The sequence below is a fragment of the Streptomyces sp. NPDC005070 genome (assembly GCF_053600395.1).
The window spans coordinates 1-26,241 of record NZ_JBSFZS010000110.1; the positions used below are offsets into that span (position 1 = coordinate 1).

The window sequence follows — 26,241 nt, forward strand, 5'->3', positions numbered from 1 at the left end:
CGGTGCACTCCACCGGGGTCCCCGCGCTCCGTTGGGTCCGTGCCACCCCGCGTACCCCACCAGGGGGCGGCCGGAATCCGTCGCGTACCCCACAGGGGTGCCGCCGGTTTCCTGCGCGTACCCCGCTGGGGTGCCGCCGGCTCTCTCGGGTACCCCACCGGGGTAGCGGCCGCCCCTCTTCCCGTCGTCCGGGCGCATCCGGATCCGAATGCTGGAATGCTGGGGTCTGTCGTACGAGCGGGCACGAACCCGGTGGAGCCGGGGGCGGCCGGGGGCGGGCTCTGGGGGGCCGAGTAATCATGGAGGACAGGGTGCGGGTGGTCATCGCCGAGGATTCAGTGCTGCTCAGGGAGGGCCTGACCCGGTTGCTGACCGACCGCGGGCATGATGTCGTGGCAGGGGTCGGGGACGGCGAAGCGCTGATCAAGACCATCACCGAGTTCGCGGCGCAGGACGCGCTGCCGGACGTCGTCGTCGCGGACGTACGGATGCCGCCGACGCACACCGACGAAGGCGTGCGGGCGGCCGTGCAGCTCCGCAAGGCGCATCCGGGACTCGGTGTGCTCGTGCTGTCACAGTACGTGGAGGAGCGGTACGCCACCGAACTGCTGGCCGGTTCGAGCCGTGGCGTCGGCTATCTGCTCAAGGACCGGGTCGCCGAGGTGCGCGAGTTCGTGGACGCGGTGGTGCGGGTGGCCCAGGGAGGTACCGCGCTCGACCCCGAGGTCGTGGCGCAGTTGCTGGGCCGCAGCCGCAAGCAGGACGTGCTGGCCGGGCTGACGCCGAGGGAACGCGAGGTGCTCGGACTCATGGCCGAGGGCCGGACGAACTCCGCCGTCGCCCGCCAGCTCGTGGTCAGCGACGGCGCCGTCGAGAAGCACGTCAGCAATATCTTCCAGAAGCTCGGCCTGTCACAAAGTGACGGGGATCATCGGCGTGTTCTGGCCGTCCTCACATACCTGAACTCATGACGACCTGACAGTCTGTCAGTTGTCGAGCGGAACCAAAGGGCGAGCGGGGAACGTCATTCGAGGAAGGGGCCAGGGGCGGGAAAAATCGTGACACATCAGCATGTCAGGACGTCTCATAACAGCGTCCATCATGCGAATGGCCTAAGGAAGGCGACCCTTACCGACGTAGGGTTGGAAAAGGAAGGGTCTGCGGGAAGGCCACTCCCGGACAGCCGCCTCAAAGGAGGTCCAGTTCAGTGACGAGCAAGGTCAGCAGCCCAACGGAACAGGCCGACGAAGCCGTCGTAGGAGAACAGCGCAAACCGCCGGGGACGAAGGACGTCCGCCGGCTCGACCGGGTCATCATCCGGTTCGCGGGGGACTCCGGTGACGGTATGCAACTCACCGGCGATCGCTTCACCTCGGAGACTGCCTCCTTCGGCAACGACCTCTCGACCCTGCCGAACTTCCCCGCCGAGATCCGCGCGCCCGCAGGCACACTGCCGGGCGTTTCGTCGTTCCAACTGCATTTCGCCGACCACGACATCCTCACGCCGGGCGACGCGCCCAACGTCCTCGTGGCCATGAACCCGGCGGCCCTGAAGGCGAACATCGCCGACGTGCCGCGCGGAGCCGAGATCATCGTCAACACGGACGAGTTCACCAAACGGGCGATGCAGAAGGTCGGCTACGCGACCAGCCCGCTGGAGGACGGCTCGCTGGACGGCTACAACGTCCACCCCGTCCCGCTCACGACGATGACCGTCGAGGCGCTGAAGGACTTCGCGCTCTCCCGCAAGGAGGCCGAGCGCTCCAAGAACATGTTCGCGCTGGGTCTGTTGTCGTGGATGTACCACCGGCCGACCGAGGGCACCGAGAAGTTCCTGCGGACGAAGTTCGCCAAGAAGCCCGACATCGCAGCCGCCAACCTCGCCGCGTTCCGGGCCGGCTGGAACTTCGGCGAGACGACCGAGGACTTCGCGGTCTCCTACGAGGTCGCGCCGGCGTCGAAGGCCTTCCCGACCGGCACCTACCGGAACATCTCCGGGAACCTCGCCCTGTCGTACGGCCTGGTCGCCGCCTCCCGGCAGGCCGATCTGCCGCTGTACCTGGGCTCCTATCCCATCACCCCGGCCTCCGACATCCTGCACGAGCTGAGCAAGCACAAGAACTTCGGAGTGCGCACCTTCCAGGCCGAGGACGAGATCGCGGGCATCGGCGCGGCGCTGGGCGCGGCGTTCGGCGGCTCGCTCGCCGTGACGACGACGTCCGGTCCCGGTGTGGCGCTGAAGTCGGAGACGATCGGACTCGCCGTCTCCCTCGAACTGCCCCTGCTCGTCATCGACATCCAGCGCGGCGGCCCCTCGACCGGCCTGCCCACCAAGACCGAACAGGCCGACCTGCTCCAGGCGATGTACGGGCGCAACGGCGAGGCCCCGGTGCCGATCGTCGCGCCGCGGACGCCGGCCGACTGCTTCGACGCGGCGATGGAGGCGGCCCGGATCGCGCTGACGTACCGGACGCCCGTCCTGCTGCTGTCGGACGGCTACCTGGCCAACGGCTCCGAGCCGTGGCGCATCCCGGAGACCGACGAACTCCCGGACCTGCGCGTGCAGTTCGCCCAGGGACCGAACCACACGCTGGACGACGGCAGCGAGGTCTTCTGGCCGTACAAGCGCGACCCGGGAACCCTCGCCCGCCCCTGGGCCGTCCCCGGAACTCCCGGGCTCGAGCACCGTATCGGCGGCATCGAGAAGCAGGACGGCAGCGGCAACATCTCGTACGACCCCGCCAACCACGACTTCATGGTCCGCACCCGGCAAGCCAAGATCGACGGCATCGACGTCCCGGACCTCGAGTTCGACGACCCCACCGCGGGCACCGACACGGCGGCCACCACCCTTGTCCTGGGCTGGGGTTCGACGTACGGGCCGATCACCGCGGCGGTCCGCCGGCTGCGTACCGCCGGTGAGCACATCGCGCAGGCGCATCTGCGCCACCTCAACCCCTTCCCGCGGAATCTGGGCGCGGTGCTCAGGCGTTACGACAAGGTGGTGATCCCCGAGATGAACCTCGGCCAGCTCGCCACCCTCGTGCGGGCCAGGTACCTGGTGGACGCCCACTCGTACAACCAGGTCAACGGCATGCCCTTCAAGGCTGAGCAGCTCGCCACAGCTCTCAAGGAGGCCATCGATGGCTGACACGTCAACGGAAGGCCCGGGCACGATCGAGGCGCTTTCCCTGGTCCCCAAGGCCGACGCCAGGCAGTCCATGAAGGACTTCAAGTCCGATCAGGAAGTGCGCTGGTGCCCCGGCTGCGGTGACTACGCGATCCTCGCCGCCGTCCAGGGCTTCATGCCCGAACTCGGCCTGGCGAAGGAGAACATCGTCTTCGTCTCGGGCATCGGCTGCTCGTCCCGCTTCCCGTACTACATGAACACCTACGGGATGCACTCGATCCACGGCCGTGCGCCCGCCATCGCGACCGGCCTCGCCTCCTCGCGCCGCGACCTGTCCGTATGGGTCGTCACCGGCGACGGCGACGCCCTGTCCATCGGCGGCAACCACCTCATCCACGCCCTGCGCCGCAACGTGAACCTGAAGATCCTGCTCTTCAACAACCGGATCTACGGCCTCACCAAGGGCCAGTACTCCCCGACCTCCGAGGTCGGCAAGATCACCAAATCGACGCCGATGGGCTCCCTGGACGCCCCCTTCAACCCGGTGTCGCTGGCGATCGGCGCGGAGGCCTCCTTCGTGGCCCGGACCGTGGACTCCGACCGCAAGCACCTCACCGACGTGCTGCGCCAGGCCGCCGCCCACCCCGGCACCGCCCTGGTGGAGATCTACCAGAACTGCAACATCTTCAACGACGGCGCCTTCGAGGTCCTCAAGGACAGACAGTCCGCGGAGGAGGCGGTGATCCGCCTGGAGCACGGACAGCCCATCCGCTTCGGCGCCGACGGCTCCCGCGGTGTGGTCCGCGACCCGCGCACCGGCGACCTCCAGGTCGTCACCGTGACCCCGGAGAACGAGGCCGACGTCCTGGTCCACGACGCGCACACCGCGTCGCCGACCACCGCGTTCGCGCTGTCCCGGCTCGCCGACCCCGACACCCTGCACCACACCCCCATCGGGGTGTTCCGCTCGGTCGACCGGCCGGTCTACGACACACAGATGGCCGACCAGCTCGACGCCGCCATCGAGCAGAACGGCAAGGGCGACCTCGCCGCGCTCCTCGCAGGTGGCGACACCTGGACGGTCGTCGGCTGAACCCGTCCGCAGGCGGTTCTACGAGGCCCGGGGCCCGCGTCCCCGGGCCTCGTCGTACACGCCGCGGGCCCGCTCGACGTCGGCCATGCGCTCACTCGTCCACAGCGCCAGGGACCGCACCTGTTCGGCGGCCTCGCGGCCCAGATCGGTCAGGGAGTAGTCGACGCGCGGCGGGATGACCGGCTTGGCGTCGCGGTGGACGAGCCCGTCGCGCTCCAGCGTCTGGAGGGTCTGGGTGAGCATCTTCTCGCTGACGCCCTTCCCGACCCTGCCGATCGCGCGGCGCAGCTCGCTGAAGCGGTACGAACGCTCCAGGAGCTCGATCAGGACGAGGACGCCCCAGCGGCTGGTGACGTGTTCCAGGACCAGACGGTAGGGGCACATCGCCTCGTCGGCGTCGTACCCGTCCGCTGCCTTCACGCTGCTTACGGCCATGCCAACACCTTACTTGAGGGTTGGTACCTTACCTGGAGGTGGGCACCTTACTTCAAGGTGGGTACTTTCCAACAGTTAGTGCAGCTCCTAGGGTGAGTGACATCCGCACCCCACAAGGAGATGTACGCCATGAGCATCGTCGTCACCGGAGCAACCGGACACCTCGGCCGTCACGTGGTCGAGCAGTTGCTGGAGAAGCTCCCCGCCGAGGAGATCACCGCCGTCGTGCGGGACGAGTCCAAGGCCGCCGACCTCGCGGCCCGAGGTGTGCGGCTCACGGTCGCCGACTACAACACCCCCGAGACCTTCGACGGCCTGTTCGCGGCCGGTGACAAGGTGCTGCTGATCTCGGGCAACGAGTTCGACAAGGGCCGTGTCGGGCAGCACCGGGTCGTCATCGACGCGGCCGCGGCGGCCGGAGTCTCGCTGCTCGCCTACACCAGCGCCCCCGGCAACCTGACGGCCGCGCTGGCCGACGACCACCGCGCCACCGAGGACGTCCTGCTCGCCTCCGGAGTGCCCTACACGCTGCTGCGCAACGGCTGGTACCACGAGAACTACACCGAGAACCTCGCCCCGGTGCTCGCGCACGACGCCGTCGTCCAGGCCGCCGGCGAGGGCCGGATCGCCTCCGCCTCGCGCGCCGACTACGCGGCCGCCGCGGTCGCGGTGCTGACCGGCGAGGGGCACGAGAACAAGACGTACGAGCTGAGCGGCGACGAGGCGTGGGGCTTCGCCGAGTACGCCGCCGAGCTGAGCCGGCAGACCGGCAAGGAGATCGCCTACAACGCCGTCTCCCCCGAGGCCTTCACCTCGATCCTGGCCGGCGCCGGGCTCCCCGAGGTCTTCGCCGGGATCCTCGCGGGCGTCGACGTCTCCATCGAGAAGGGCGAGCTCGCCGTCACCACCGGCGACCTGTCCCGGCTCACGGGCCGCCCGACCACGCCGATCGCCGAGGCGGTGGCGGCGGCGCTGAAGGGCTGAGCCGAAGGGTACGGCCGAAAGGGTTGGCCGAAAGGGCCGACCGAAGGGCCGAGTCCCGGGGGCGCCTGACTGGGCCGGACGAGCGTCGGGCGGGCGTCGGGCGGGCGTCCGGGATGCCGCCCCGCGCGGGCGCCGGCGCCCGGCCCGCGGACCCCCGCCTGTCATGACCGTATGGCGATACGGGCATGACAGGCGGGGGTCCGCGGCGCTACCTTCTTTCATGCTGCACGGAAGCTCCCCGACCGCACGGGAGCTCCGGAGCGCAGGACGCGACAGACGTCCGAGACCGTGGGAGAAGGAGACGCCGGTGGCCGGGAAGTCGAGAGGCGAGCAGCGCATAGGTCTGCTGAACGGCTTCGCGGCATATGGGATGTGGGGGCTCGTCCCCCTCTTCTGGCCGCTGCTGAAGCCCGCCGGAGCCATCGAGATCCTCGCCCACCGGATGGTGTGGTCCCTCGCGGTGGTCGGGGTCCTGCTGCTGGTGATACGACGCTGGGCCTGGGCGGGCGAACTGCTGCGACAACCGCGCAAGCTCGCGCTGATCACGGTCGCGGCGGCGGTCATCACCGTCAACTGGGGCGTCTACATCTGGGCGGTCAACTCCGGGCACGTGGTCGAGGCCTCGCTGGGCTACTTCATCAACCCCCTGGTCACCATCGCGATGGGCGTGCTGCTCCTCAAGGAACGGCTGCGCCCGGTGCAGTGGACCGCCGTGGGTGTCGGCGCCGCGGCCGTCCTCGTCCTGACGATCGGCTACGGCCGCCCGCCGTGGATCTCCCTCTGCCTCGCCTTCTCCTTCGCCACGTACGGCCTGGTGAAGAAGAAGGTCAACCTCGGCGGCCTGGAGTCGCTCGCCGCCGAGACCGCGATCCAGTTCCTGCCGGCGCTCGCGTATCTGCTGTGGCTGGGCTCGCGGGGCGACGCGACGTTCGCCGCGCAGGGGCCGGGGCACGGTGCGCTGCTCGCGGCGACCGGTGTGGTCACCGCGATCCCCCTGATCTGTTTCGGCGCCGCCGCGATCCGCGTGCCGCTGTCCACCCTGGGCCTGCTCCAGTACATGGCGCCCGTGTTCCAGTTCCTGCTCGGCATCTTCTACTTCCACGAGGCCATGCCGGCCGAGCGGTGGGCCGGGTTCGCGCTGGTGTGGCTCGCGCTGTCGCTCCTGACGTTCGACGCGCTGCGGAACGCACGACGGGGGGCGCGGGCGCTGCGGGAATCGGCCCTCGCGACGGAGGTCGCGGGACCTTCCGCCGAGGTCACCGCTGTCGCCGCCGTCGCCGCGGGTACCGCGACCGAGGCCGCGGGGGTCGCCGCCGGTACCGTCGGCTCCGCCGGTCGGACGGGTTCACACGGCGCCTCGTGACGCACGGGCGCCCGCGCCGGGGGTGAGCATGAGGAACTTGTCCTCGTACGAGGTGAGGGCAGGCCCGGCTCGTACGAGGTGAGGGCAGGCCCGGCCCGTACGAGGCGAGGGCAGATCCGGCCCGTACGGCGTGAGGGCGGCCTGCGACTGGGCTTGCCCGTCCGGCGAGTGACCTTGCCCGTGTGGCCGGGCAGCCACTATGAGTGGGTTCATGACGCCGAATCCCGTGCCCGCACCCGCACCCGTCCACTGGAAGCTCGTCATCGACGCCGCCGATCCGCACGCGCAGGCCGACTTCTGGTCCGCCGCGCTCGGCTACACGGTCGAGGACAACAGCGCCCTCATCGAGCAGTTGCTCAGCCTCGGTGCCCTGCCGGCCGAGGCCACCGTCGACTTCCACGGCCGCCCGGCCTTCCGGGACCTGATCGCCGTACGGCATCCCGAGGACCCGTACGACAAGGAACGCGGCACCGGCCTCGGGCGGCGCCTGCTCTTCCAGCGGGTTCCCGAGCCCAAGACGCAGAAGAACCGGCTCCACCTCGACCTGCACCCCGGCGAGGGGCGCCGCGCCGACGAGGTCGAGCGTCTGAAGTCGCTGGGCGCCGACGTGCTGCGCGAGGTGAAGGAACCCGCGGGCGAGTGGGTCGTGATGACGGATCCCGAGGAGAACGAGTTCTGCGTCCACTGAGTGCGGCGGCCCGGCCGGACAGGCCGGGCGCCGGACAGCCGGGACAACCCGCCCCCGGGCCCGCCCCGCTCCTCACTCGCCGTGTGCTCGGGGCGTCCGGGCGTACGGGTTGTCCGCCGCGAGGCGGGCGCGTTCCGCGAGGCGGACCATGCGGGTGCGGGCCGATTCGAGTTGCTCGAGGTCGTCGGCGGCGGGACCGTCGTCGGCGGCGAGCTCGGTCCACAGTCCGATCAGGTCCCGCCCGAGGTGCAGGCCCTGGAGAGGATCGCGGACGGCGCGCCACGCGGCCGCCGCGCTCTGGACGTTGCCGTACGCGCCCCCCGCGTCCCGGTGGCGCCGGCGGACCCTCGCGAGATCCAGCGACAGATGGAACGACCTGAGCGCGTCACCGGCCAGGTAGGCGATGTACGCGGTCAGCTCGCGCAGCTTCAGCACCTCGGGGTGTTCCTGGCCCAGCGACCCCGCGGCCTCCGCGACGGCACGCTCGGCCATCCCCGCGGCGGCCTCGATACGGCCCATCTTCACGGCCTCGTTGATCCGCGCGACGGGCTCGGCGAGGAACGCCGCCGCGGCGTCCCCCTCCGGGACCGGCCCCTGAGGACTCGGGGCGAGAACCGCCTCGGCCACGGCGTCGAAGCCGCGGGCGGGAGTGGGCTTGGGATCCGGTTCCGGGTCCGGGCCCAGCAGCGACAGGGCCTCCGCCGCGGAGGCGGGCTTCCGCTCCGGGGCGGTCGCCTTGAGCTCGGGGGCGCGCTCCGGCTCCGGGGCGGAGCCGGTCACCGGGGCCGGGCCGAACTCCCCCGTCGGGGCGGGCACCTCGGCGGCCGCCGACTCCGGCACCGCCCGCAGGACCCGCGTCGACGCGGCCCCGGGCAACGGCCTCGGTTCCGGTACCGCCCGAAGGACGAAGGTGGACGGCGTGGGAGTACCGGGCACGCCGGACTCGGCCGCGGGCACCGGAGCGGGGCCCGCGACGGGAGCGACAGCACCACCGCTCGCCGGACCGGCCCCCGCGCCGGCACCGCTGCCGGAATCCACCGGGGCGGGAGCGGGCGCGGGCGCAGGGGATGCCTGCGGCACGGACTGCGGCTGCGGCTGGAACTCTGCGGTCACCGCCGGCTCCGGCGCGGGCCGCGACTCCGGAACGAACTCCGGGCCGGCCTGCGGCTCGGGCGCGGGCTGCCGTACGAACTCCGCCGTCACCGCCGGCTCCGACCTGCGCACCGGCGCGGGCCGCGACTCCGGAGCGAACCCCGGGCCGGCCTGCGGCTCGGGCGCGGGCGGTGCCGTGGGCGGGTACGCCGGTGCGGGCGCGGGCGCCGCCTCGGGCGTCGTCGCCGGGGTCGGCGGTGTCCCGCTCTCCGATCCCGGGATCCGTCGCGCGTCCGGCTCCGGCACCGCACGCAGAACGTACGTCGCCTTGTCCCGGCGCGGGGCGGCCGGCGCCTCGGTGGACACCGGGGCGGACGGAAGCGGCGGAGCCGGCACCTCCGGACGCCGCTGAGCCGGAGGCTGCGGCACTCCCTGGACCGGCGTTTGCGGCATCCCCTGGGCCGGAGCCTGCGGAACATCGCCGACCGGATGCCCCGGACGTTCGGGGGCCGGAGCCGGCCGGCGCTCCTCGTCCCCGAAGCGCGGGCGTTCCTGATCCGGCGACTGCGGACGCTGCTCCGGAACCGGCGGCTGCGGACGCTGTCCCGAAGTCGGTGACTGCGGGTGCCGCCCCTGAGCCGGCGCCTGCGGGGGCTGCTCCGGAGTCCGGGGCTCCGGGCGGTATTCCGGAACCGGCGACCGCGGGTGCCGCTCCTGGACCGGAGGCTGTGGGCGACGCTCCTGGGCCGGGGCCTGGAAACGCTGTTCCGGAGCCTGGGGCTGGGGACGCTGTCCCGAGGCCGGCTGCTGCGGGTGCTGCCCCTGGGCCGGGAGGTTCGGGCGCCTCTCGGGGTGAGGATGGGCGGGGGGTGCCACGCGGACCGGCTCTGCCGTGTAGCGGCTGGAGCCGTCGACGTGGACCTGGAGCGGTACGACGAAGCCGATGCGTTCGTCGTGGATGCTGGCCAGCACCGGGTGGCCGGTGGCCAGGGCGAGGCGGTGGAGGTAATTCAGGATCGCGCCCTGGACCGTCTCGCCGGGCGCCGCCACGACCGGCATCCCGCCGACCGTGGCACAGCCCTGCACCCCTGCCGACCCGGGCATACCCGGCGCACCCGGCGCCACGGCCGCGTCCGCGGACGCGGGCACGTGTACCTCGATCGGCGTCATCCCCGCGGTCGGCTGCCCCCCGGCACCGGCCGTCGAGCGCTGCCGCTTGAGTTCCCGCTTCTGTTCGCGGCTGAGTCGAGACATCGGTTCCCTCACGAAGGGGTGGTCGAGGACGGGTACGAGAACATCATCGAGGCCGAGGGCGACATCGACGTCGAGGGCGAGGCCGCAGGCTCGGAGGTTGAGGGCGGGGGAGGCGGATCGGCCGCTTCCACGGTCGTCACCTCGGCGACGCGCCAGGGACGGCCGCCACTCGCCCGGGTGAGTTTGAGGTAGACGTTGGCGCGCGGGCCCGTACCCGTCCAGCCGTCGCGGCCCCGAGCCGTGCCCTCCACGTAGAGAGCGCGGTAGGCCAGGACGGCCGTGTCGGCGGGACCGTCGGCGTCGTCGTCCGGGGTCACCTTCACCGTGGTCCAAGCCCGGTGGCCGGCCCAGGTGTTCCACTCGGCGCCCGCCCCGCTGGCGGGATGGTACGACCGCTCCGCCGCGGCCTTGGCCGGGGTGAACCAGCGGGCGGAGCGCAGGATGGCGTCGTGGGGACCGTAGTCGTACTTCGTGTCATAGCCGTACGCCACCTCCGCCCACGCCTCCGATACTTCCGTCGCGTCCGTCCCGTCGACACCCGACGGGCTCGGCACGTGTGCGTCCGTGCCCAGCGGCCTGCCCGGCGGGAGCGACACCTTCGGCGCCACGGACGGCACCGCGGAGGGCGACGAACCCGGAGCGCCCACGTCTTCACGATGGTCCCGCAGGCCACAGCCCGTCAACGCCAGGATCCCGGCCATGGACACGACCGTCAGCGCGGCGACGTTCCCGCGCGTCCCGGTGCGGACCGCCGTACCCCTCCGTGTCGTCCTCATCCTCGCCTCCCTCCTCACTTCAGTCCCAGCCAGGGTGCCGGATCCACGTACGTGCCGTTCCGCTGGACCTCGAAATGCGCGTGCGGCCCTGTCGAGTAGCCGGTGGAGCCCACCTCGCCGACCTTCTGGCCGACCTGAACGTGCTGGCCGACGTGCACGCTGAGGCTCCGCATGTGGTTGTACGTCGTCGAGATACGGTCGCCGTCGATGGTCCCGTGGGAGATGACCACACGGTTGCCGTACCCGTTGGACCAGCCCGCGAAAGTGACCGTGCCGTCCCGGGCCGCCTTGAACGGCGTACCGGCCGCGGCGCCGAAGTCGATGCCGGTGTGCAGCTTGTAGACGTGCAGGATCGGATGCATGCGCATGCCGAACGGAGAGGTCACCCGCGGGTTGCCGGAGAGCGGCATCGCCATCTGCTGCCCGGCGGGGATACTGCCCGGCGGATCGTCCACCGATTCGTACTTGGGTATCAGGGACTTGATGCGGGCGACGTAGTTCCGGGTCTCCGTGTACGGGGGCATGCCGTGGTACTGGTGCACCGCGCCGGGTCCCGCGTTGTACGCCGCGAGCGCGAGGTCGAGGGTCTCACCGCTCGCCTCGCCGCGGTTCTTGTAGCCCTCGACCGTCTTGGCGAGGGCACAGTCGTAACGGCCCTGCGCCATGATCGCGTCACCGGGATCGAACGGCGAGGCCCGGCCGTTGCCGTCGTCGTCCTTGCCCCAGTTCGGCCAGGTCCCCGGCATGAACTGCGACAGCCCCTCGGCACCCACCGGAGAGCGGGCGTTGGGGTTCCAGCCCGACTCGGCCTCGATCTGCGCGGCGATGACCGCCGGCTTGATGACCTCGCACATGGCGCCCGCCTTGAGCACCCACGGAACGTAACTCGCGGGCACGGCGCCGTCCTTCAGCCCCCCGCCCGCGCCCGACCCCGGATCCTCCTCGCTCGATGCCCCGCTCACCGCGACCATCATGACCACCGGCGTGATCACGACGGCCAGGCAGCCGCCGACCACCCAGGTCATGGTGGATCCGCCCCCGTTGGACATCGGCCCCCCTCAGCCTCATGTTCCGGTCGTGTACATGCAGTCGAGTCTCTCGGTTCCCACCCGATTCCCGCGTCACCACGGCGTCACAGGCTCGTCCCAGGAACTCACGCCCCGTTACCCAACCCGCCCGGACGCCGGGAGGATCGGTCGCACCGACGAAGAGGACGAAGAGAGAGAGCACCCATGCAGGGGATCGAGGGGGTGGCGGTGCGGGCGAACGATGGCTCTGCCGCACGCGGGAGCGAGGGAGTGCCGCCGCGCGGGAGCGACGGCACGGTGCCGCACGGGAACGAGCCACGCGGCCCGGGCGGGCCCGAGATATGGATACGCGGGGCGGTCGGGGAACCGGAGCGGTCGCCGCAGCGGTATGAGGAGGAACGCCAACCCGTCGTACGGGTACGGCAGTTCTCCTGGATCGCCACGCACGGCGGAGCCGGGTCCTCCACGCTCGCCACCGTCTTCGGCGGCCACGACGCGGGCCGCGACTGGCCCCGCCCCGACCGGGGCGAGCCGGCCTCGGTCCTGCTCGTCGGGCGTACGCACGCGGCCGGCCTGGACGCCGTGTCGCACACCCTCGACATCTTCCGCCGGGGCGACGCGCCGCCGGGACTCGATCTCGACGCCATCGTCCTGGTCGCGGACGCGCCCGGCCGACTGCCGCGCCAGCTCACCCAGCGCATCAAGGTGATCAACTCGGTCATCGACGTCTACCGGGTGCCGTGGATGCCCGCGTGGCGCACCGGTGACCTCACCGGGCCGCTGCCGCGCGAGGCCGCCGCCCTGGCCCGCCTGACGGGAAGGACCGCGCCATGACCGCCCTGCACGCACTCGCCGCCACCCCGCTGGCCGTGGACGCGAGGGTCACCGGCCAGCTCGACTACGTCCTCGGCATCATCGCCTGGCTCGTCACCGCCGCCGGTGTGGCGGGCCTGATGATGGTGGGCTCCCGGATGGCGCTGGCCGTCAAGTCCGGTGAGTTCGAGGAGCACTTGAGTCAGTTCCTGATGGTGCTGGGCGCCTGCGTCATCGGCGCCACGGCGGGACCCATCGTCGGCTTCGTACTCTGAGCCACCCGTCACCCGACGCTCGGCGGACGCCACCCGTCACCCGACGTTCGGCGGACGCCACCCGTCACCCGTCGTCCGGCAGAGGCCACCCGGTGCCCGGCGGACGCCCTCCATCGTCCGCGCGTTGCGGGGATCCCTCGAGGCACCATCACGCCTGATGGTGCCTCAGCTCTTTTCCGCGCCTCCCACCTCGTCTTTCATGACGGTCTCTTCCCGTCTGTCACGGACACGTCACCGACAGGTGCTGGTCTCCCACATCGCTTGGCCCCGGCCCACAGGAGTCGCCAAGCTCACTGTGCACCGGGAAACACGGGGCGTCCCACGGATCTTCATCGCCCCCAAGTACCGCTCTCGGCAAGCACGTACCGCTCCTACCGAGCAAGTGCCGCTCAGACCCGGCGAGTTCCGCATCCGTCCCGGACGGGGGCGCGAGCAGCCGGCCATATCGGGGAGAAACCATGTTCAAGGCGATAGCAGCCCAGGCCCACCAGTACGTCTACCTGGCGGACGGCAAGATCCCCGATCCCAACCGTGACGCGCCGGGCGCGCTGACCGGCAAGGTCGACACCGTCCTCGGCATCCTCGCCTGGGCCGGCACCGCGGCAGGCGTCGCGGGTGTGCTCATCACCGGCGCCATGATGGCGATCTCGATGCGCCGCGGCGAGGGCTCGGAGCACATGGGCCGCCTCGGCATGGTGCTCGGCGGCTGTGTCCTGGTGGCCACCGCGGGCCCCGTCGTCACGTTCGTCTTCGCCTGACCGACGCTCCGTCAGAGCCTGAGCGAAGGGAGCGCAACCATGCTGAACTCCGGTCGGCCCCAAGGGGGCAGCGGAGAGTGGGAACAGCCGTTCTGGCAGCAGCGAAGCTGGGTCCTGTCGGCCGGTTTCCTGCTGGTGCTGCTCGTGCTCGCCGTCTTCACGATGCTCGGCGGAGGCGACGGGACGCCGGCGAACGCCTCGGGCGGCGACAAACCCACCCCGTCCGCCGGCCCGGACCGGGACCGCGGCGGCCGGCCGGACACCCGCCCCGACGGCTGCCGCACCGACGACGGCGACCAGGCCAAGCCCGCCCAGGCCCCGAAGGACTTCACGTGGAAGGCCGACGGGACCGGCCTGGTGCCGGTCTCGAGGACGGCGGGCCCGCTCACGTTCGACGGACCGGTCTGGTCCTGCTTCGCCCACACGCCGATGGGCTCCGTCATGGCCGCCCACGCCATCACCGACCACCTGAGCTACCCGGGCTGGCGGCAGGTCGTCGACCGGCAGGTCGTCCCCGGCGCGGGCCGCGACGCACTCGTCGCGAGCCGTGCCGCGGCGGGCGACAAGCCGACCTCGGGAGCGCCCGACGGGGGCGGCTACGCCGGCTTCACCGTCCTGTCGTACGACAAGGAGAAGTCGACCGTGATGTTCGTCGTGCGGGTCCCCGGCAAGAACGCCTACGGCACCGCGTCGGTGACGCTGCGCTGGCTCGACGGCGACTGGAAACTCGCGCCCGACGCCGACGGGACCGTCTATTCGGGCATGTCGCAGATCAGCGGCACCAAGGGCTTCGTCACCTGGGAGGTGTGAGATGTCGTGTTCCTGGCGGGTGTACGACTGTGTGATCGACGAGGTCGGCACGCAGCTCACCGACAGTGCCGTGGTGGCCTTCGCCAAGGCGATCGGCGACGCGACCGCGGCCGTGCTCAAGGCGCTCAACGGCGTGTGGATGAACGTGGACGTGGGAGACGCCTCCGGGCCCATCGCCAAGATCGACGCGGAGGTCGACTGGCTGGTCGGCTACGTGGCGGTGGCCTCGCTGCTGATCGCGGCGATCCACATGGCACTGGAGCGCAAGGGCCAGCCCATGAAGCAGGCGTTCATGGGGATGTGGAAGGTCATCCTCGTCGGCGCGGTCGCCGTCCCGGTGGTCCAGGCGCTCACCAGGGCCTCCGACCTGTACGCGCAGGACGTGTACGCGAAGTCCGACCTCGGCGACCAGGCGTCGACGATGCTCGGTGTGCTGACCCTCGACCAGCCGGGCCTCATCCTCATCTTCGGCCTGCTGGTGATGCTGTCGAGCTTCGTGCAGATCTGTCTCATGTACATCCGCATCGGCGTCATGATCATGCTGGTCGGCACGCTGCCGCTGGCCGCCGTCTCCTCGATGACCGGGTGGGGCGAGGGCTGGTGGAAGAAGCACGTCGGCTGGCTCGCGGCCTGGCTGCTGTACAAACCGGCGGCCGCGCTCATCATCTACTCGGCCACGTCGATGACCAAGGACACCAAGAACCTCGACCAGACCATCGCCGGTCTGGGCATGCTGATCATGGCGGTGTTCGCCCTGCCGGCCCTGCTCAAGCTGATCGTCCCGGCGACCGCGGCCCTGGGCGGCACCTCGGGCGGCACGGTCACGCTGAACGCGGTCAACAACGTCGCCACCGGCGCCGTCAGCATCGCCGCGGGCGGTGCCGGCGGAGGTGGCGGCGGCGCCGGTCCGCAGGGCTCGCCGTCCGCGGGCGCCGGAGCTCCGGCGAGCGGGGGCGCGGGTGCGGCCGGAGGCGCGGGTGGCGCGGCGGCGGCGGGCGGCGCGGCCGCCGCGGGCGCGGCCACGGGCGGCGCGACCCTCGCCGTACAGGCCGCGGCGGTCGCTGTGCAGACCGGTGTCGCGGCGGCCAGTGAGGTGGCCAACTCCCTGAACGACAACGACGGGATGAAGGGCCACAACCACTAGCGGCCACGAGGCCGAGGAGCCACAGCGCTCAGCGAGTTCCGGGGCGGCGCGCGAGCCGCCGTCACCGGGCCGGCCACCGCCCCGGAACTCCACCCCCGTCACGTATCCAGCGCTTCGAGCCGGAAGAAGGAACCCCATGTCCACCGACGCCATGACGCGTCCCACGTACGGGAACTGGCGCAGGCCCCGCCGTCCCGGACTCGGTCCGCTGGGCCTGCTCGGCACCGTCGTCGCCTTCGGCGGACTGCTGGTGGCGCTGCTGGCTTCGCTGGTCTCGCTGAGCGCCGCGATCGTCGTCCTCGTACCGGTCGGGCTCTTCCTCGCCCCGCTGGCGCTGCGCACGGTCGACGGCCGCAACGTCTACCAGGTCCTCGCCATCCGCGTCGGCTGGGCGCGGCGCAGGTCGGCCGGTTCGCACACCTACCTCTCCGGGCCGCTGTCCAAGCGCCCCGGCGGCCGCTACCAGCCGCCCGGTCTGCTCGCGCGCACCCGGATGCACGAGGGCCGCGACGCCTACAACCGCTCCTTCGGCGTGCTGCACCACCCGGGCCGCGGCCTGTACACGGTGGTACTGGCCTGTGAACCGGACGGCGGCTCGCTCGTCGACCCCTCCCAGGTCGACATCTGGGTGGCCTCCTGGGGCGACTGGCTCGCGCGGCTCTCGCACGAACCCGGCCTGCGCGGCGCCCAGGTGGTCGTGGAGACCGCCCCGGACACCGGGTCCCGGCTGGCGGCCGAGGTGCTCCCCCGGATCTCCCCGGACGCGCCGGCCGCCGCGCGCGCCGTGATGGAGGAGGTCGTCGAGCGCTATCCGTCGGCGTCCTCCGAGATGCACACGTACATCGCCCTGACCTACGGCCCGACGGGCGGCCCCAAGCGCGGCACGGACGACATCGTCACCGATCTGTCGATGCGGCTGCCCGGACTGCTGTCCGGACTGGTCGCGGCGGGCGGCGGCAGCGCCTACCCGCTGCCGGCCGACCGGCTCGCCGAGATCGTCCGGGTGGCGTACGACCCCGCCATCGCGCCCGATGTGCTCAGCGCCCGCGCCGAGCACGCCACGACGGGGGTGGAGTGGGGCGACGCGGGCCCGGCCGCGGCCGTGGAGACCGTCACCTCGTACAAGCACGACTCGGGTGTCTCGCGCACCTGGATGCTGACGCTCGCGCCGCGCGGCACGGTCCGCTCCAGCGTGCTGCGCGGGCTCCTCGAACCGGCTCCGGGCACCCGGCGCAAGCGGGTCTCCCTGATCTACCGGCCCATCGACCCCGCGACCTCGGCCCGCATCGTCGAGTCCGACCGGCGGACCGCGCACTTCATGGCGGGCTCGAAGCGCGGTCTCGTCCAGGCGCGGGCCAGTTCGGAGATGCAGGCCGCCGAGCAGACCGCGGCCGAGGAGGCGGCGGGCGCGGGACTCGTGGAGTTCTCGCTGATGATGACGGTCACCGTGGACGACGAGGAGCAGTTGCAGGACGCGGGCATCACCGTGCGCAACCTCCAGGCCTCGTCCCGCATCCTGATGCGCCCCGCGGACCGGATGCAGGCCGCCGCCTTCACCTGCACGCTGCCGGTCGGCCTGCTCCCGTGGGAGCACACCCTCGTTCCATACCAGATCAGGGAGGCACTGTGAGCAGGCAGCAGACGCGAGGGAACCCGGTCACCGCGCCGCCGCGCGGCTGGTACGGCCCCGCGGGCGGCCAGGTCGGGCACGTCGATCCGCCCGCTCTGTGGCGCGCGACCACCGTGCAGGCGTGCGGGCTGTGGCCGTTCGCGGCCGGCTCCGGAGCACCGATGACCGGTGTGCCGCTCGGACAGCATCTGCACACCGGGGCGACGGTGTGCGGCGACCCCATCTCCTGGTTCACCCGGGCCCGTTACATCTCCAACCCCTCGCTCTTCATGCTGGGCATGCCGGGCCTCGGCAAGTCGACCCTGGTCAACCGCATGCTGATCGGCATGGCCGCGACGGGCATCACGCCCCTGGTCCTCGGCGACCTGAAGCCCGACTACGCCGACACCGTACGGGCGCTCGGCGGCCAGGTGATCTCCATCGGGCGCGGGGTCGGCGGCATCAACGTCCTCGACCCGGGCGCGATGGGCGAGGCGGCGGCCCGGATCGGCGGCGAGCGCGGCCGGATCCTGGCCGCGGAGGCTCACGGCCGGGTGCTGAACATGGTCGCGGCGCTGATCACCATCGTGCGCGGGCGTCCGATGGACGACCACGAGCAGTCGGTGCTGTCCGCCTGTCTGCACCATCTCGCGGAGCGTACGAAGCCGGAGCGGCCGCCGCTCCTGCCGGATCTGCTGAAGGTGCTGGACGAAGGTCCCGACCGGGTCCGCGCGGTGACGCTGGACCGCGGGAACGTGGCCCGCTACCAGGAGGCCGTGGACCCGCTGCACCGCTCGCTGCTGGGCGTGCTCGACGGCCCGCTCGGCGACACCTTCGCCAACGAGACGTCCACCCGGATCGACCCGGCGTCGCCCGCCGTCTGCGTGGACATCTCCCGGATCGGCGAGGCGGACACCCAGCTCACGGCCGCGGCGATGCTGGCGGCCTGGTCGGACGGACTCGGCACGGTGGCCGCCGCGCACGCCCTCGCGGACGCCGGACTCGCCCCGCAGCGCTGGTTCTTCACCGTCCTCGACGAGCTGTGGCGTCCCCTGCGGGCCGCCTCCGGCATCGTGGAGCGGATCGACGCGCTGACCCGGCTGAACCGTTCGCTCGGCCTCGGCGACGCGAAGATCACCCACACCCTGAAGGACGCCGAGGCCCTCGGCAGCGAGTCCGACCGCGCGAAGGCACGGGGGTTCGTGGAGCGGGCGGGCATGGTCGTCTGCGCCGGGCTTCCCCGCTCGGAGATGCGGGAGCTGGGCGAGATCGTCGGCATGTCCGAGCGCGAGATCGAGCTCGTGTCCTCCTGGTCGTCCCCGCCCGGCTGGGCGAGCACCGGCGGCAACGAGGAGCCGCCCGGACGCGGACGCTTCCTGATCAAGGTGGGCGGCCGTCCCGGCATCCCGATCAAGGTGTCCATCACGGACACGGAACGGGCCCTGCACAACACGAACACCCGCTGGTCGGAGGCGGGCAAGACGTCCTTGCAGAAGGCTGCCGACCCGTCCGGGACCTGAGGCCGGAGGGGACATTCCAGCCCGTCCGGGACTTGAACGCCGAGGGGACATTCCAGCCCGTCCGGCGTTTGAGGACCCGCGCGGAGCGCGGCGGGGGGTCCGGGGCTGCCGCCCCGGGATGGGACGGGTAGGGGCGGCGGGGGCGAGAGAAATCCAACGGGGGGATCAGAGATGAGCAGCACACGCAGGACAGGCCCCGGGGCCGGGGAGGACCTCCTCCCCTGGATCGTGCCGGGGGCCGCGTTCCTCATCGGCACGATGTTCCTGGGCGCCTGGCTGGGCGGAACCCTGGGCGCGGCGGCGAGCGGCGCCGGCTGGCACCCGCCGCCCTTCGCCCTGTCCACCCTCTCGACCCTGGTGAAGGAGGGCCCCGGCCCCCTGTGGCCGACGGCCTCACCGACCGCGCTCGCCGCGGGCATGGCCACGGTGTTCGGCGCGGCCGTGGCGGCGATCACCGTCCTGATCGCGCTCGTACGACGCCGGCTCACCGCGCCCACCGGTCTCGCGGGCCGCAAGGAACTGGCCGCCCTCCTGCCCAAGGGCGCCGCCCGGCGGGCCCGCGAGCTGCGGCCGGTCCTGGCCAAGCTCGGCAAGGTCACCCCGGACGACACCGGGAACCTGATCGGCAACCTCGAACCCCGCGGCCCGGAACTGCGCTCCAGCCACGAGGACGTCGAGCTCGATCTGATGGCGCCCCGCGCGGGCAAGTCCACCGGCATCGCGGTCCCGCGCGTCCTGCGGGCCCGCGGCAGTGTGCTGCTGACGTCCAACAAGGCGGACGTGTACAGCGTGACGCGGGCGGAACGCGAACGGGTGGGCCGGGTCTGGACGTTCGACCCCCAGGGCATCGCCCACACCCCGCGCGGCCTGTGGTGGGACATGCTCGCCGAAGCGGCCACCATCGAGGGCGCCCGCCGGCTGGCCGGGCACTTCGTCGGCGCGGTCAACGACGACGCGTCCCGACGCGACTTCTGGATCTCGGCCGCCCAGAACACCCTCACCGCCCTCTTCCACGCGGCCCAGCGCGGCGGGCGGCCGATCGGCGAGGTCCTCGCCTGGCTGGCCGACCCGGCCGACCGCACCCCGGTCGACCTGCTGCGCGACGCCGGGATGACGGCGCTCGCCGACCAGTTGCAGGGCACCGTGCAGGGGGCGGTGGAGACCCGGGACGGCATCTACGAGACCAGCCGCCAGTGCGTGGCCTGTCTGCTCGACCCCGCCATCGCCGCCTGGGTGACCCCGGATCCCGCGCTGCCGCGGTTCTTCCCCGACCGCCATGTGCTGTCCACCGACACGCTCTATCTGCTCTCCAAGGACGGCGGCGGTTCGGCGGCGGGGGTCATCGCCGCGGCCGCCGACTCCGTGCTGCGCGCGGGAGTCGTCGCCGCCGAACGGATGGGCGGACGCCTCGAACCGCCGATGACGGCGGTCCTCGACGAGGCGGCCAACGTCTGCCGGATCTCCGATCTCCCCGACCTGTACTCGCACTTCGGCTCACGCGGCATCAACATCGTGACGCTGCTCCAGAGTTACCGGCAGGGCTCCCGTGTCTGGGGCGAGGCGGGCATGGACGCGCTGTGGTCGGCGGCGACCATCAAACTGCTCGGCGCGGGACTGGACGACGCCGACTTCGTGGAGAAGATCTCCCGGCTGGTCGGCGAGCACGACGTGTCGACGGTGAGCTGGTCCAAGGGCAGGGACGGACGGTCCCGATCGACGTCGTACCGCCTGGAACGCATCCTGCCCGCCGACCGTATCCGCGCCCTGCCCAAGGGCACCGCCCTGCTCCTGGCCACCGGCATCAGGCCCGCCCTGGTCCGGCTCCGCCCCTGGTACGCCGAACCGGGCGCCGACCGCATCGCGACGGCGGCCCAGGCCGAGGTGAAGGCCATCACCGCCCGCGCGGCCGAGAGGATCACCTACCGATGACATCCATGCTCTCGGCGGCCCGGAGCGGCCGAAGCCCGGTGACGTCCGCGCCCTCGGCGGCCCGGAGTGGCCGAAGCCCCGTGGCGTCCGCCGCCGAAGCGGCCCGGGGCGACCGTGGCCCGGTGCCGCCACCGGCCGAAGCGATCCGATGCGGCCGAGGCCCCGTGCCGTCCGCCGCTGGAAGGAAGCCTTCTCCATGACTGCCGACGCAGCCGGGCAACAGGCCGCCGGAGCACCGCCGTTCATCCTCTTCCTCGACGGTCCCGAGTACGCCGGGGAGATGAGCCGACTGGCCGTCTGGGTGAGTGACCTGCTCCTTCCCGTCTACGGCCGCGAGGTCACCTCGCAACAGCCCTGGTGCCCCCGCTGGTGGGAGCATCAGGAGGCGGTCGCCCGCCTGCACGGGCTGTGGCTGGCCTGGCAGGAGCACACCGACCCGGCGGCGGGCGCGTCGGGCCCCGCCGTCTGGCACCGGGACCACCTCGGCGCCGTACTGTCCGAACTACGTTCCCCCAACGGCCCGTTCGCGGGCTGCAAGGGCGGAAGCCACCGCCCGAAGACGCCACCCGCGGTCGAGTCGCACGAGGACGCCGTCGCCGCGTCCTCCCACCGGCCCGACCCGGATCCGTACGAGACCAGTCTCTGGTAAGCGAGGAACACTCCGCCCATGAACGACACCCCCGCACCCGACCCGTCCGCCGACTCGGCCCCTTCCCTGCGTGCCTACCTGGGGCTCTACGCCGCCGGATTCGTGGAACGCGAGCAGATGATCGCGACCGTCGCCGGCTGGCCCTTCGAGTCCGAGGAGGGTCTGGACGAGGGACATCCCGAGCCGACCCACCAGGACAACACGTTGTCCGTGCTCGCCGCGGCACGGCTGCTCGGGCAGGTGACCCGCGAGGACGTGGAAGAGATCCAGCGCAGGATCGACGGCCGGCCGGACGGCCCGGCCGACGGGCCCGAGCCGCGGCCATGACCACGGGCGAGCGGCCGGAGGCGGGGCTCAGACCCGAATACCGCGCGCTGTACCGGGAGTTGCAGAACCGGATGTCACCGGGCGGCGCTCTCGCGCCGGGCGACGCGGACACGTTCGCCCGCTTCCGGCACGGCGCGCTGTGGACGCCGGACCGCGAGCGGATGCACTCCGCGATCCTGGAGGAATTCGCCGCGCGCTGCGCCGGCCTGCCGCGCGACGGCCATGCCGCTCTGCTCACCGCCGGGGCGCCCGGAGCCGGGAAGGGCGGCGCGCTGCGCGGGCTCGACGAGTGGCAGGGGCGCGACGACGAACTCGGGCACACGCTGCGGCGGGTGCACGGCATCGACGTACGCGACTACGTGGTCCTGGACCCGGACCAGTTCAAGGTGGCGATCTTCGAGCACGGCGGATCACCCCGTCTGCCGACCGCCGCACGCGTGTTGTCCGACGGACGACCGGTCGCGCCGTCCGAGACGGCCTCGCTCACCCACCGCGAATCGGCCTTCCTCCAGGAGGTCTTCGAGCAGTGGGCGCGCTCCGAGGGCTACAACCTCCTCTACGACGCAACGCTGCGCGACCAGCGCTGGAACGAGAAGCTTCTCGGCGATCTGCGCGCCGGCGGCTACGACCGGCGCGTCCTGCTGTCGGTCGAGGTCCCCGTCGAGCAGTGCCTCGCCCAGAACGCCGGCCGCTGGCAGCACGGCCGCACCGCGTTCGACGCGGGCCGCGACCCGTACGGCGGGCGTATGGCCCCCGAGGTCATGATCGAGGACCTGTACGCGCGGAGCACGTCGGGGCGCGGGTTCTCCGTCGGCCGGGAGAACGCGGAGAAGCTGGTCGAGGGAGGACTGGCCACCGCGCTGATCACCTCGGAGCGGGGGGTGTTCCCGGGGGTGTTCCCCGCCGGGCGGGGGACGGGGGCGGCACCGGTGCCGGGGCTTGGCGCCTCGGCGGGGGCTGTGCCGGGGCCGGGGCCGGGTGTCCCGGGTGGTGCGGTGTCGGGGCCGGGTGGCTATCGGCAGGGGGATGCAACGGTCCGGGTCGCCACGGCGGCACGCCTGCGGTCCGGTGGCGGGAGCGCCTCCCCGGCGACCGGGGGCACGCCGTCGGCTCCGGCCGCCGCGGCCGTCCCGCGCCCGGCGCCCCGGCCGCCGCGGACGCCGTGAGGGGCGGGAGCGCGTGAGCGGTGGAAGCGGTGGGCAGGGCTTACGTGCTCTGGTGTGGGCCCACGGGGTCGATGCTCTCCAGGATGCGGCGCTTGCGGGCGATGTTCTCGAGGAGTGCGGCCCGCCCGAAGCGGTGCGGGGTCCTGTCGTACACCTCGCGGCCGCGCTCCGAGGTGAACAGTTCCTCGGGGACGCTGTCGGCCCCCTGCGGAAGGAACTTGAGGACTTCCTCGACCGCCGCGAGCGCGAACGCGGAACCCTCGCGCTGCGCATGCCGCTCGGCGGACGGGGTGTGCAGCAACCGCAGCCCCGTGTCCGTGGCGACCTGGTCGGCGACCCACAGGAACTCCCCCGGGTCGATGATCCGCGAGGGCTCGGGCCCGCCGAACGCCGGTGGTGCGGGCGGGAGTTCGTCGGTGAGCCGGAACGCGAAGGAGCGGGCGCGGCCGCACTGGGGGCAGACGCCCTCGTACACCGCGACCAGGACACCGTCCCGCTCGTCGAGACGGTGCTCGCGCTCGAAGCTCTCCGCCCCGCACGCGCACGCGTGCAGGTCCATGTAGAGGTGTGCTTCCTGCGTCGAACGGGCGATCAGCATGCCAAGATCTTACGTGCCACGAGGCCGTTCAAGGGGGAAAGTGCCAGTGGGCCAGGAACCGCTCGACCGCGGGAACGCCGGCCGTTCCGACCGGGCGGACGCCCGGCCCGACGCCCGGAAAAACGCCCGCGAGGAGCCCGTCGTCATCACCGCGACCGACGTCGCGGGCAGCCGCTTCGTCTCGGGCACCGGCGCCGCGCCCGTTCCCGGACGGCAGGCGGCCGTCGTCGCGCAGGCGGAGAGCATCCTGCCGATGGTGGTGCAGAGCCTGTACGCGCGGCGGCTGACCTCGGTCGAGCTGCGGTCCGGCGCCGCCGGCGACCGCTTCTTCGCGCTCACCGACGACCGGGGCCGGGACCTCACCCTGCGTCTGGACGCCCTACCGCTCCCCTCCGGCACGGTCGCGCGGGCCCACGTCAACACCACCTCGGACCAGCACGTCGTCCAGCTCTCCGACCGGATGGACCCGCGCCAGGTGGGCCGGGCGCTGAGCCACGAGGTCGGCGAACTGATCGCGGTGCGCGACCGGGCGACCCGTGCCGCCGCCGGTGATCCCGAGGTCGCGGGCGTCGCGCCGAACCGCCAGGACCTGCTGGCCCGCGGCGGGCTCGGCGGCGCGGACCGGCGCCTGAGCCTCACCGAGGAGGACCTCGGCCGGGTCGGCGAACTGAACCACCTGGCCGCCCGCATGAACGACGTCACCCTCGACGCCTCCCAACGTGCCGAATCCCGAGGTGAGTTGTCAGCCCTCATCGACCACGTCGGGCTACGACCACAGGCCCCCGTCGACTCCGACCGCCATGCCCCGGAACTCCAGGCCGCCGACATCCGCCGCGATGTCATCGACCCGCATCTGACCCCGATGACGGCCGACGCCCTGCGCGAACTGGCCGTCCCCGTCGAACGGTTGAGCGCGGCCGACGCCGCCGAACTGCGGGAGTTCCGGTCACGGGCCGAGCACGCCCGGCTCCTCGGGGCCACCTCCGACGCCCCTCCCCTGCCGGGGTTCCGGCCCGACGGCTCCCCCGTCCCCCGCCAGGAGCTCGCCGCGGCGACGGCCCAGGCGGCCAACCAGCGCACCCGGGCCGGTGCCGCCACCCTGGACCAGCTCCGTGCGGAGATCGCCGCGACCGGCGAGTGGCCGACCCGCCAGGTCGTCATCGGTGGCGGCGCCAGCCTCGTCGGACGCGACCCGCAGGCCCTGCTCGTCGACGCCCGCGGCCGCTGGCACGTGGACCCCGGCCAGGGCATCGTCCAGTCCCCCGACCAGACGAGGGACATGCGGGCCAACGGGATGGGCGACGCGCACCAGTTCGCCGACCCGACCGCGCGGGTTCCGCGCGACGCGGTGCGTCTGTGGGAGGACCAGCTCGCCGTACGCGGGCCGGTCGTCGACGGCTCCGCGGCCCTGGTCCCGGGCCAGGACGGCCACCTCTACGCGCACATCCGGCCCGGTGACGGTTCCCCGGACCTCTACGTGAAGGTCGAGGGCACGCCGACCGTGGCCACCGGGCTGCCGCCGGAGATGGTGCCGGGCGTCGACCGGCGGGACGCGGTGAATCTGCCGGAGGCCCTCGACGCCGTACGCGGACAACTGCCCGCCGACTCGCCCGCGCACGCCCGGCTGACCGGGGACGTCACCGCGGAGCGGGCGCTCCAAGTGCTCCGGGAGGACGGGGTGCTGGACGGGCTGCGCTCGGGCGGTGGGGCGCGGGCCGCGCTCCAGACACTCGACGCGACCGCCCAGTGGGAGCGGGCGCGGGCCGCCGCGCCCGGACGCGTCTTCATCGGGGACGAGATCGCCGAGGGGCGGTTCGACGCGCGTGCCGCGGGTGCGGAGGGTGCCCCGAAGACGTGGCTCGTCGCGGGCGCCGGTGGCACCGGGGTGGCCAACGCCGAGATCATCCTGGAGGCCGACCCCGAGGCGCGGGTCACCATCTACGGGCCGAACCTGCCTCCGGCGCTGGAGAACCAGGTGCAGTTCACCGCGCTGCGCGAGCGGTTCGTCCGCGAGTACGGCGGGGACGGGCGCCTCACCATCGACATCCACCCCGACAACCGGGTCGGTGCCGTGCAGATGCACCTCGGGCCGGACGGGACGCCTCGGTTCCGGGAGGGGCGCGTGGAGGCGGACGCGTATGTGGCGAGCCTCGGGCGGACCGCGCCGATGCCGGAGGCCCTCCGGGAGCTGAGTGAGCGGACGCGGGACGGGGGTGGGCGGGTGCGGGGGGACCTGATGTTCGACCGGGACCGGCAGTACCTCGGGTACGGCGTCACCTTCGAGTCCGGGGGGAGGCAGCACCGGGTCGAGGTGACCGGCGCGGCCTCGCAGTTGCTGCCCCGTGACGTGTTCCCCCGTGACACCCAGGCCGCCCTGGGGGCCATGGCTGTCCGCCAGGTGCCGTCCCAGAGCGGCAACGCGGCTCCGGGGTTCGCGCCCGTGGCCGAGCAGGCGGCTCGGCTGGCGGAGGCGCGGGCGCGGGGGGCCGTGGAGCGGCACGCCTCGGTTCCGGAGAGTTGGCAGAGGCCTGCTGTGGCGGGGGCGACGGCCCCCGGCGGGGCGACGAACCCCGTGGCGAACGCGGCCCGCCTTCAGTCCGGCCGGCGTTCCGCCTCCCCGGGCGGAGCTGTTCCCGGCGCGGCCGTGCCCGGGTCGATCCCTCGGGTGCAGCGGCCGCCGCAGCCGCCGCGGGCCGGGCGGTAACACCGGTGGGTGGGTCGGGGCCGTGCCGGTGCATCAGCCCGTCGCCGTTGGGTGAGGGGTGGGCGTCGGTGGCGACGGGCATCGATGTACCGGCAC

At 72.6% G+C, this 26,241-nt stretch carries 23 protein-coding genes; 18 read left to right on the forward strand and 5 right to left on the reverse strand.

What is annotated here, in order from left to right; genetic code table 11:
* Positions 1-299 precede the first annotated feature (299 nt).
* The 3 genes from ACWEBX_RS29110 (at position 300) to ACWEBX_RS29120 (ending at position 4,223) form a co-directional block, all read left to right on the forward strand.
* Positions 300-971, forward strand: a complete 672-nt coding sequence (locus ACWEBX_RS29110; RefSeq protein ID WP_384241953.1) for a LuxR C-terminal-related transcriptional regulator — start codon at positions 300-302, stop codon at positions 969-971.
* Between the two features lie 236 nt (positions 972-1,207).
* On the forward strand, positions 1,208-3,151 hold the full coding sequence (locus ACWEBX_RS29115; RefSeq protein ID WP_451887768.1) for a 2-oxoacid:acceptor oxidoreductase subunit alpha: 1,944 nt from the start codon (positions 1,208-1,210) through the stop codon (positions 3,149-3,151).
* Entirely contained in the window at positions 3,144-4,223 is a 1,080-nt protein-coding gene (locus tag ACWEBX_RS29120; protein ID WP_451887769.1) for a 2-oxoacid:ferredoxin oxidoreductase subunit beta, read from the forward strand. The genes ACWEBX_RS29115 and ACWEBX_RS29120 overlap by 8 nt, the downstream gene beginning before the upstream one ends.
* Before the next feature lie 18 nt (positions 4,224-4,241).
* Here ACWEBX_RS29120 and ACWEBX_RS29125 read toward each other — a convergent pair whose 3' ends face one another.
* Entirely contained in the window at positions 4,242-4,658 is a 417-nt protein-coding gene (locus ACWEBX_RS29125; RefSeq protein WP_451887770.1) for a winged helix-turn-helix transcriptional regulator, read from the reverse strand.
* A 129-nt stretch (positions 4,659-4,787) separates the two neighbouring features.
* On the opposite strand from ACWEBX_RS29125, the gene ACWEBX_RS29130 reads away from it, so the two are divergent.
* From ACWEBX_RS29130 to ACWEBX_RS29140, 3 genes are all read left to right on the forward strand, one after another.
* Positions 4,788-5,642, forward strand: coding sequence for an SDR family oxidoreductase (locus tag ACWEBX_RS29130; protein ID WP_451887771.1), 855 nt, complete (start codon positions 4,788-4,790; stop codon positions 5,640-5,642).
* A gap of 307 nt (positions 5,643-5,949) precedes the next feature.
* Complete coding sequence (rarD, locus tag ACWEBX_RS29135) at positions 5,950-7,005, forward strand: EamA family transporter RarD (RefSeq protein ID WP_451887772.1); 1,056 nt, start codon at positions 5,950-5,952, stop codon at positions 7,003-7,005.
* Between the two features lie 211 nt (positions 7,006-7,216).
* Positions 7,217-7,693 (forward strand): VOC family protein, encoded by a 477-nt coding sequence (locus ACWEBX_RS29140; protein WP_451887773.1) that lies wholly within the window; start codon positions 7,217-7,219, stop codon positions 7,691-7,693.
* Between the two features lie 72 nt (positions 7,694-7,765).
* Here the strand turns inward: ACWEBX_RS29140 and ACWEBX_RS29145 are convergent, their stop codons facing one another.
* The 3 genes from ACWEBX_RS29145 to ACWEBX_RS29155 are packed head-to-tail and all read right to left on the reverse strand — an operon-like array spanning position 7,766 to position 11,864.
* On the reverse strand, positions 7,766-10,039 hold the full coding sequence (locus ACWEBX_RS29145) for a hypothetical protein (RefSeq protein WP_451887774.1): 2,274 nt from the start codon (positions 10,037-10,039) through the stop codon (positions 7,766-7,768).
* Positions 10,040-10,047: 8 nt separating this feature from the next.
* Positions 10,048-10,815: a hypothetical protein gene (locus ACWEBX_RS29150; protein WP_451887775.1), complete on the reverse strand. Its 768-nt coding sequence runs from the start codon at positions 10,813-10,815 to the stop codon at positions 10,048-10,050.
* 14 nt (positions 10,816-10,829) lie between these two features.
* Positions 10,830-11,864: a peptidoglycan DD-metalloendopeptidase family protein gene (locus ACWEBX_RS29155; RefSeq protein WP_451887776.1), complete on the reverse strand. Its 1,035-nt coding sequence runs from the start codon at positions 11,862-11,864 to the stop codon at positions 10,830-10,832.
* Positions 11,865-12,047: 183 nt separating this feature from the next.
* On the opposite strand from ACWEBX_RS29155, the gene ACWEBX_RS29160 reads away from it, so the two are divergent.
* The 11 genes from ACWEBX_RS29160 to ACWEBX_RS29210 all read left to right on the forward strand — a co-directional run bounded on the left by ACWEBX_RS29160 (position 12,048) and on the right by ACWEBX_RS29210 (position 22,843).
* Positions 12,048-12,677: a DUF6668 family protein gene (locus ACWEBX_RS29160; protein WP_451887777.1), complete on the forward strand. Its 630-nt coding sequence runs from the start codon at positions 12,048-12,050 to the stop codon at positions 12,675-12,677.
* Positions 12,674-12,931 carry a hypothetical protein gene (locus ACWEBX_RS29165; protein ID WP_451887778.1) on the forward strand — a complete coding sequence of 86 codons (258 nt, stop codon included), beginning with the start codon at positions 12,674-12,676 and terminating at the stop codon, positions 12,929-12,931. Before ACWEBX_RS29160 ends, ACWEBX_RS29165 begins: the two co-directional genes overlap by 4 nt.
* 458 nt (positions 12,932-13,389) lie before the next feature.
* The gene (locus ACWEBX_RS29170) at positions 13,390-13,689 is read left to right on the forward strand and encodes a hypothetical protein (protein ID WP_328554028.1); all 300 of its coding nucleotides are present in this window, start codon (positions 13,390-13,392) and stop codon (positions 13,687-13,689) included.
* Between the two features lie 39 nt (positions 13,690-13,728).
* Positions 13,729-14,499, forward strand: coding sequence for a hypothetical protein (locus tag ACWEBX_RS29175; protein ID WP_451887779.1), 771 nt, complete (start codon positions 13,729-13,731; stop codon positions 14,497-14,499).
* A gap of 1 nt (position 14,500) precedes the next feature.
* Positions 14,501-15,643: a hypothetical protein gene (locus ACWEBX_RS29180; RefSeq protein WP_451887780.1), complete on the forward strand. Its 1,143-nt coding sequence runs from the start codon at positions 14,501-14,503 to the stop codon at positions 15,641-15,643.
* Between the two features lie 136 nt (positions 15,644-15,779).
* The gene (locus tag ACWEBX_RS29185; protein ID WP_451887781.1) at positions 15,780-17,273 is read left to right on the forward strand and encodes an SCO6880 family protein; all 1,494 of its coding nucleotides are present in this window, start codon (positions 15,780-15,782) and stop codon (positions 17,271-17,273) included.
* On the forward strand, positions 17,270-18,772 hold the full coding sequence (locus ACWEBX_RS29190; RefSeq protein WP_451887782.1) for an ATP/GTP-binding protein: 1,503 nt from the start codon (positions 17,270-17,272) through the stop codon (positions 18,770-18,772). Before ACWEBX_RS29185 ends, ACWEBX_RS29190 begins: the two co-directional genes overlap by 4 nt.
* Before the next feature lie 171 nt (positions 18,773-18,943).
* Positions 18,944-20,701, forward strand: a complete 1,758-nt coding sequence (locus tag ACWEBX_RS29195; protein WP_451887783.1) for a type IV secretory system conjugative DNA transfer family protein — start codon at positions 18,944-18,946, stop codon at positions 20,699-20,701.
* A gap of 196 nt (positions 20,702-20,897) precedes the next feature.
* Entirely contained in the window at positions 20,898-21,350 is a 453-nt protein-coding gene (locus ACWEBX_RS29200) for a DUF4913 domain-containing protein (protein WP_451887784.1), read from the forward strand.
* Between the two features lie 18 nt (positions 21,351-21,368).
* Positions 21,369-21,677, forward strand: coding sequence for a hypothetical protein (locus ACWEBX_RS29205; RefSeq protein ID WP_451887785.1), 309 nt, complete (start codon positions 21,369-21,371; stop codon positions 21,675-21,677).
* The gene (locus tag ACWEBX_RS29210) at positions 21,674-22,843 is read left to right on the forward strand and encodes a zeta toxin family protein (RefSeq protein ID WP_451887786.1); all 1,170 of its coding nucleotides are present in this window, start codon (positions 21,674-21,676) and stop codon (positions 22,841-22,843) included. The genes ACWEBX_RS29205 and ACWEBX_RS29210 overlap by 4 nt, the downstream gene beginning before the upstream one ends.
* Before the next feature lie 40 nt (positions 22,844-22,883).
* Here ACWEBX_RS29210 and ACWEBX_RS29215 read toward each other — a convergent pair whose 3' ends face one another.
* On the reverse strand, positions 22,884-23,441 hold the full coding sequence (locus ACWEBX_RS29215; protein WP_451887787.1) for a hypothetical protein: 558 nt from the start codon (positions 23,439-23,441) through the stop codon (positions 22,884-22,886).
* 46 nt (positions 23,442-23,487) lie between these two features.
* Here ACWEBX_RS29215 and ACWEBX_RS29220 point away from each other — a divergent pair, with 46 nt between their 5' ends.
* Positions 23,488-26,145 (forward strand): hypothetical protein, encoded by a 2,658-nt coding sequence (locus ACWEBX_RS29220; RefSeq protein WP_451887788.1) that lies wholly within the window; start codon positions 23,488-23,490, stop codon positions 26,143-26,145.
* Positions 26,146-26,241 lie beyond the last annotated feature (96 nt).

Coding starts and splice junctions, on each gene's coding strand:
- ACWEBX_RS29110 (WP_384241953.1), top strand. CDS start 300: ATGGAGGACAGGGTGCGGGTGGTCATCGCCGAGGATTCAGTGCTGCTC.
- ACWEBX_RS29120 (WP_451887769.1), top strand. CDS start 3,144: ATGGCTGACACGTCAACGGAAGGCCCGGGCACGATCGAGGCGCTTTCC.
- ACWEBX_RS29125 (WP_451887770.1), bottom strand. CDS start 4,658: ATGGCCGTAAGCAGCGTGAAGGCAGCGGACGGGTACGACGCCGACGAG.
- ACWEBX_RS29130 (WP_451887771.1), top strand. CDS start 4,788: ATGAGCATCGTCGTCACCGGAGCAACCGGACACCTCGGCCGTCACGTG.
- ACWEBX_RS29140 (WP_451887773.1), top strand. CDS start 7,217: ATGACGCCGAATCCCGTGCCCGCACCCGCACCCGTCCACTGGAAGCTC.
- ACWEBX_RS29145 (WP_451887774.1), bottom strand. CDS start 10,039: ATGTCTCGACTCAGCCGCGAACAGAAGCGGGAACTCAAGCGGCAGCGC.
- ACWEBX_RS29150 (WP_451887775.1), bottom strand. CDS start 10,815: ATGAGGACGACACGGAGGGGTACGGCGGTCCGCACCGGGACGCGCGGG.
- ACWEBX_RS29155 (WP_451887776.1), bottom strand. CDS start 11,864: ATGTCCAACGGGGGCGGATCCACCATGACCTGGGTGGTCGGCGGCTGC.
- ACWEBX_RS29160 (WP_451887777.1), top strand. CDS start 12,048: ATGCAGGGGATCGAGGGGGTGGCGGTGCGGGCGAACGATGGCTCTGCC.
- ACWEBX_RS29165 (WP_451887778.1), top strand. CDS start 12,674: ATGACCGCCCTGCACGCACTCGCCGCCACCCCGCTGGCCGTGGACGCG.
- ACWEBX_RS29170 (WP_328554028.1), top strand. CDS start 13,390: ATGTTCAAGGCGATAGCAGCCCAGGCCCACCAGTACGTCTACCTGGCG.
- ACWEBX_RS29175 (WP_451887779.1), top strand. CDS start 13,729: ATGCTGAACTCCGGTCGGCCCCAAGGGGGCAGCGGAGAGTGGGAACAG.
- ACWEBX_RS29180 (WP_451887780.1), top strand. CDS start 14,501: ATGTCGTGTTCCTGGCGGGTGTACGACTGTGTGATCGACGAGGTCGGC.
- ACWEBX_RS29185 (WP_451887781.1), top strand. CDS start 15,780: ATGTCCACCGACGCCATGACGCGTCCCACGTACGGGAACTGGCGCAGG.
- ACWEBX_RS29195 (WP_451887783.1), top strand. CDS start 18,944: ATGAGCAGCACACGCAGGACAGGCCCCGGGGCCGGGGAGGACCTCCTC.
- ACWEBX_RS29200 (WP_451887784.1), top strand. CDS start 20,898: ATGACTGCCGACGCAGCCGGGCAACAGGCCGCCGGAGCACCGCCGTTC.
- ACWEBX_RS29205 (WP_451887785.1), top strand. CDS start 21,369: ATGAACGACACCCCCGCACCCGACCCGTCCGCCGACTCGGCCCCTTCC.
- ACWEBX_RS29210 (WP_451887786.1), top strand. CDS start 21,674: ATGACCACGGGCGAGCGGCCGGAGGCGGGGCTCAGACCCGAATACCGC.
- ACWEBX_RS29215 (WP_451887787.1), bottom strand. CDS start 23,441: ATGCTGATCGCCCGTTCGACGCAGGAAGCACACCTCTACATGGACCTG.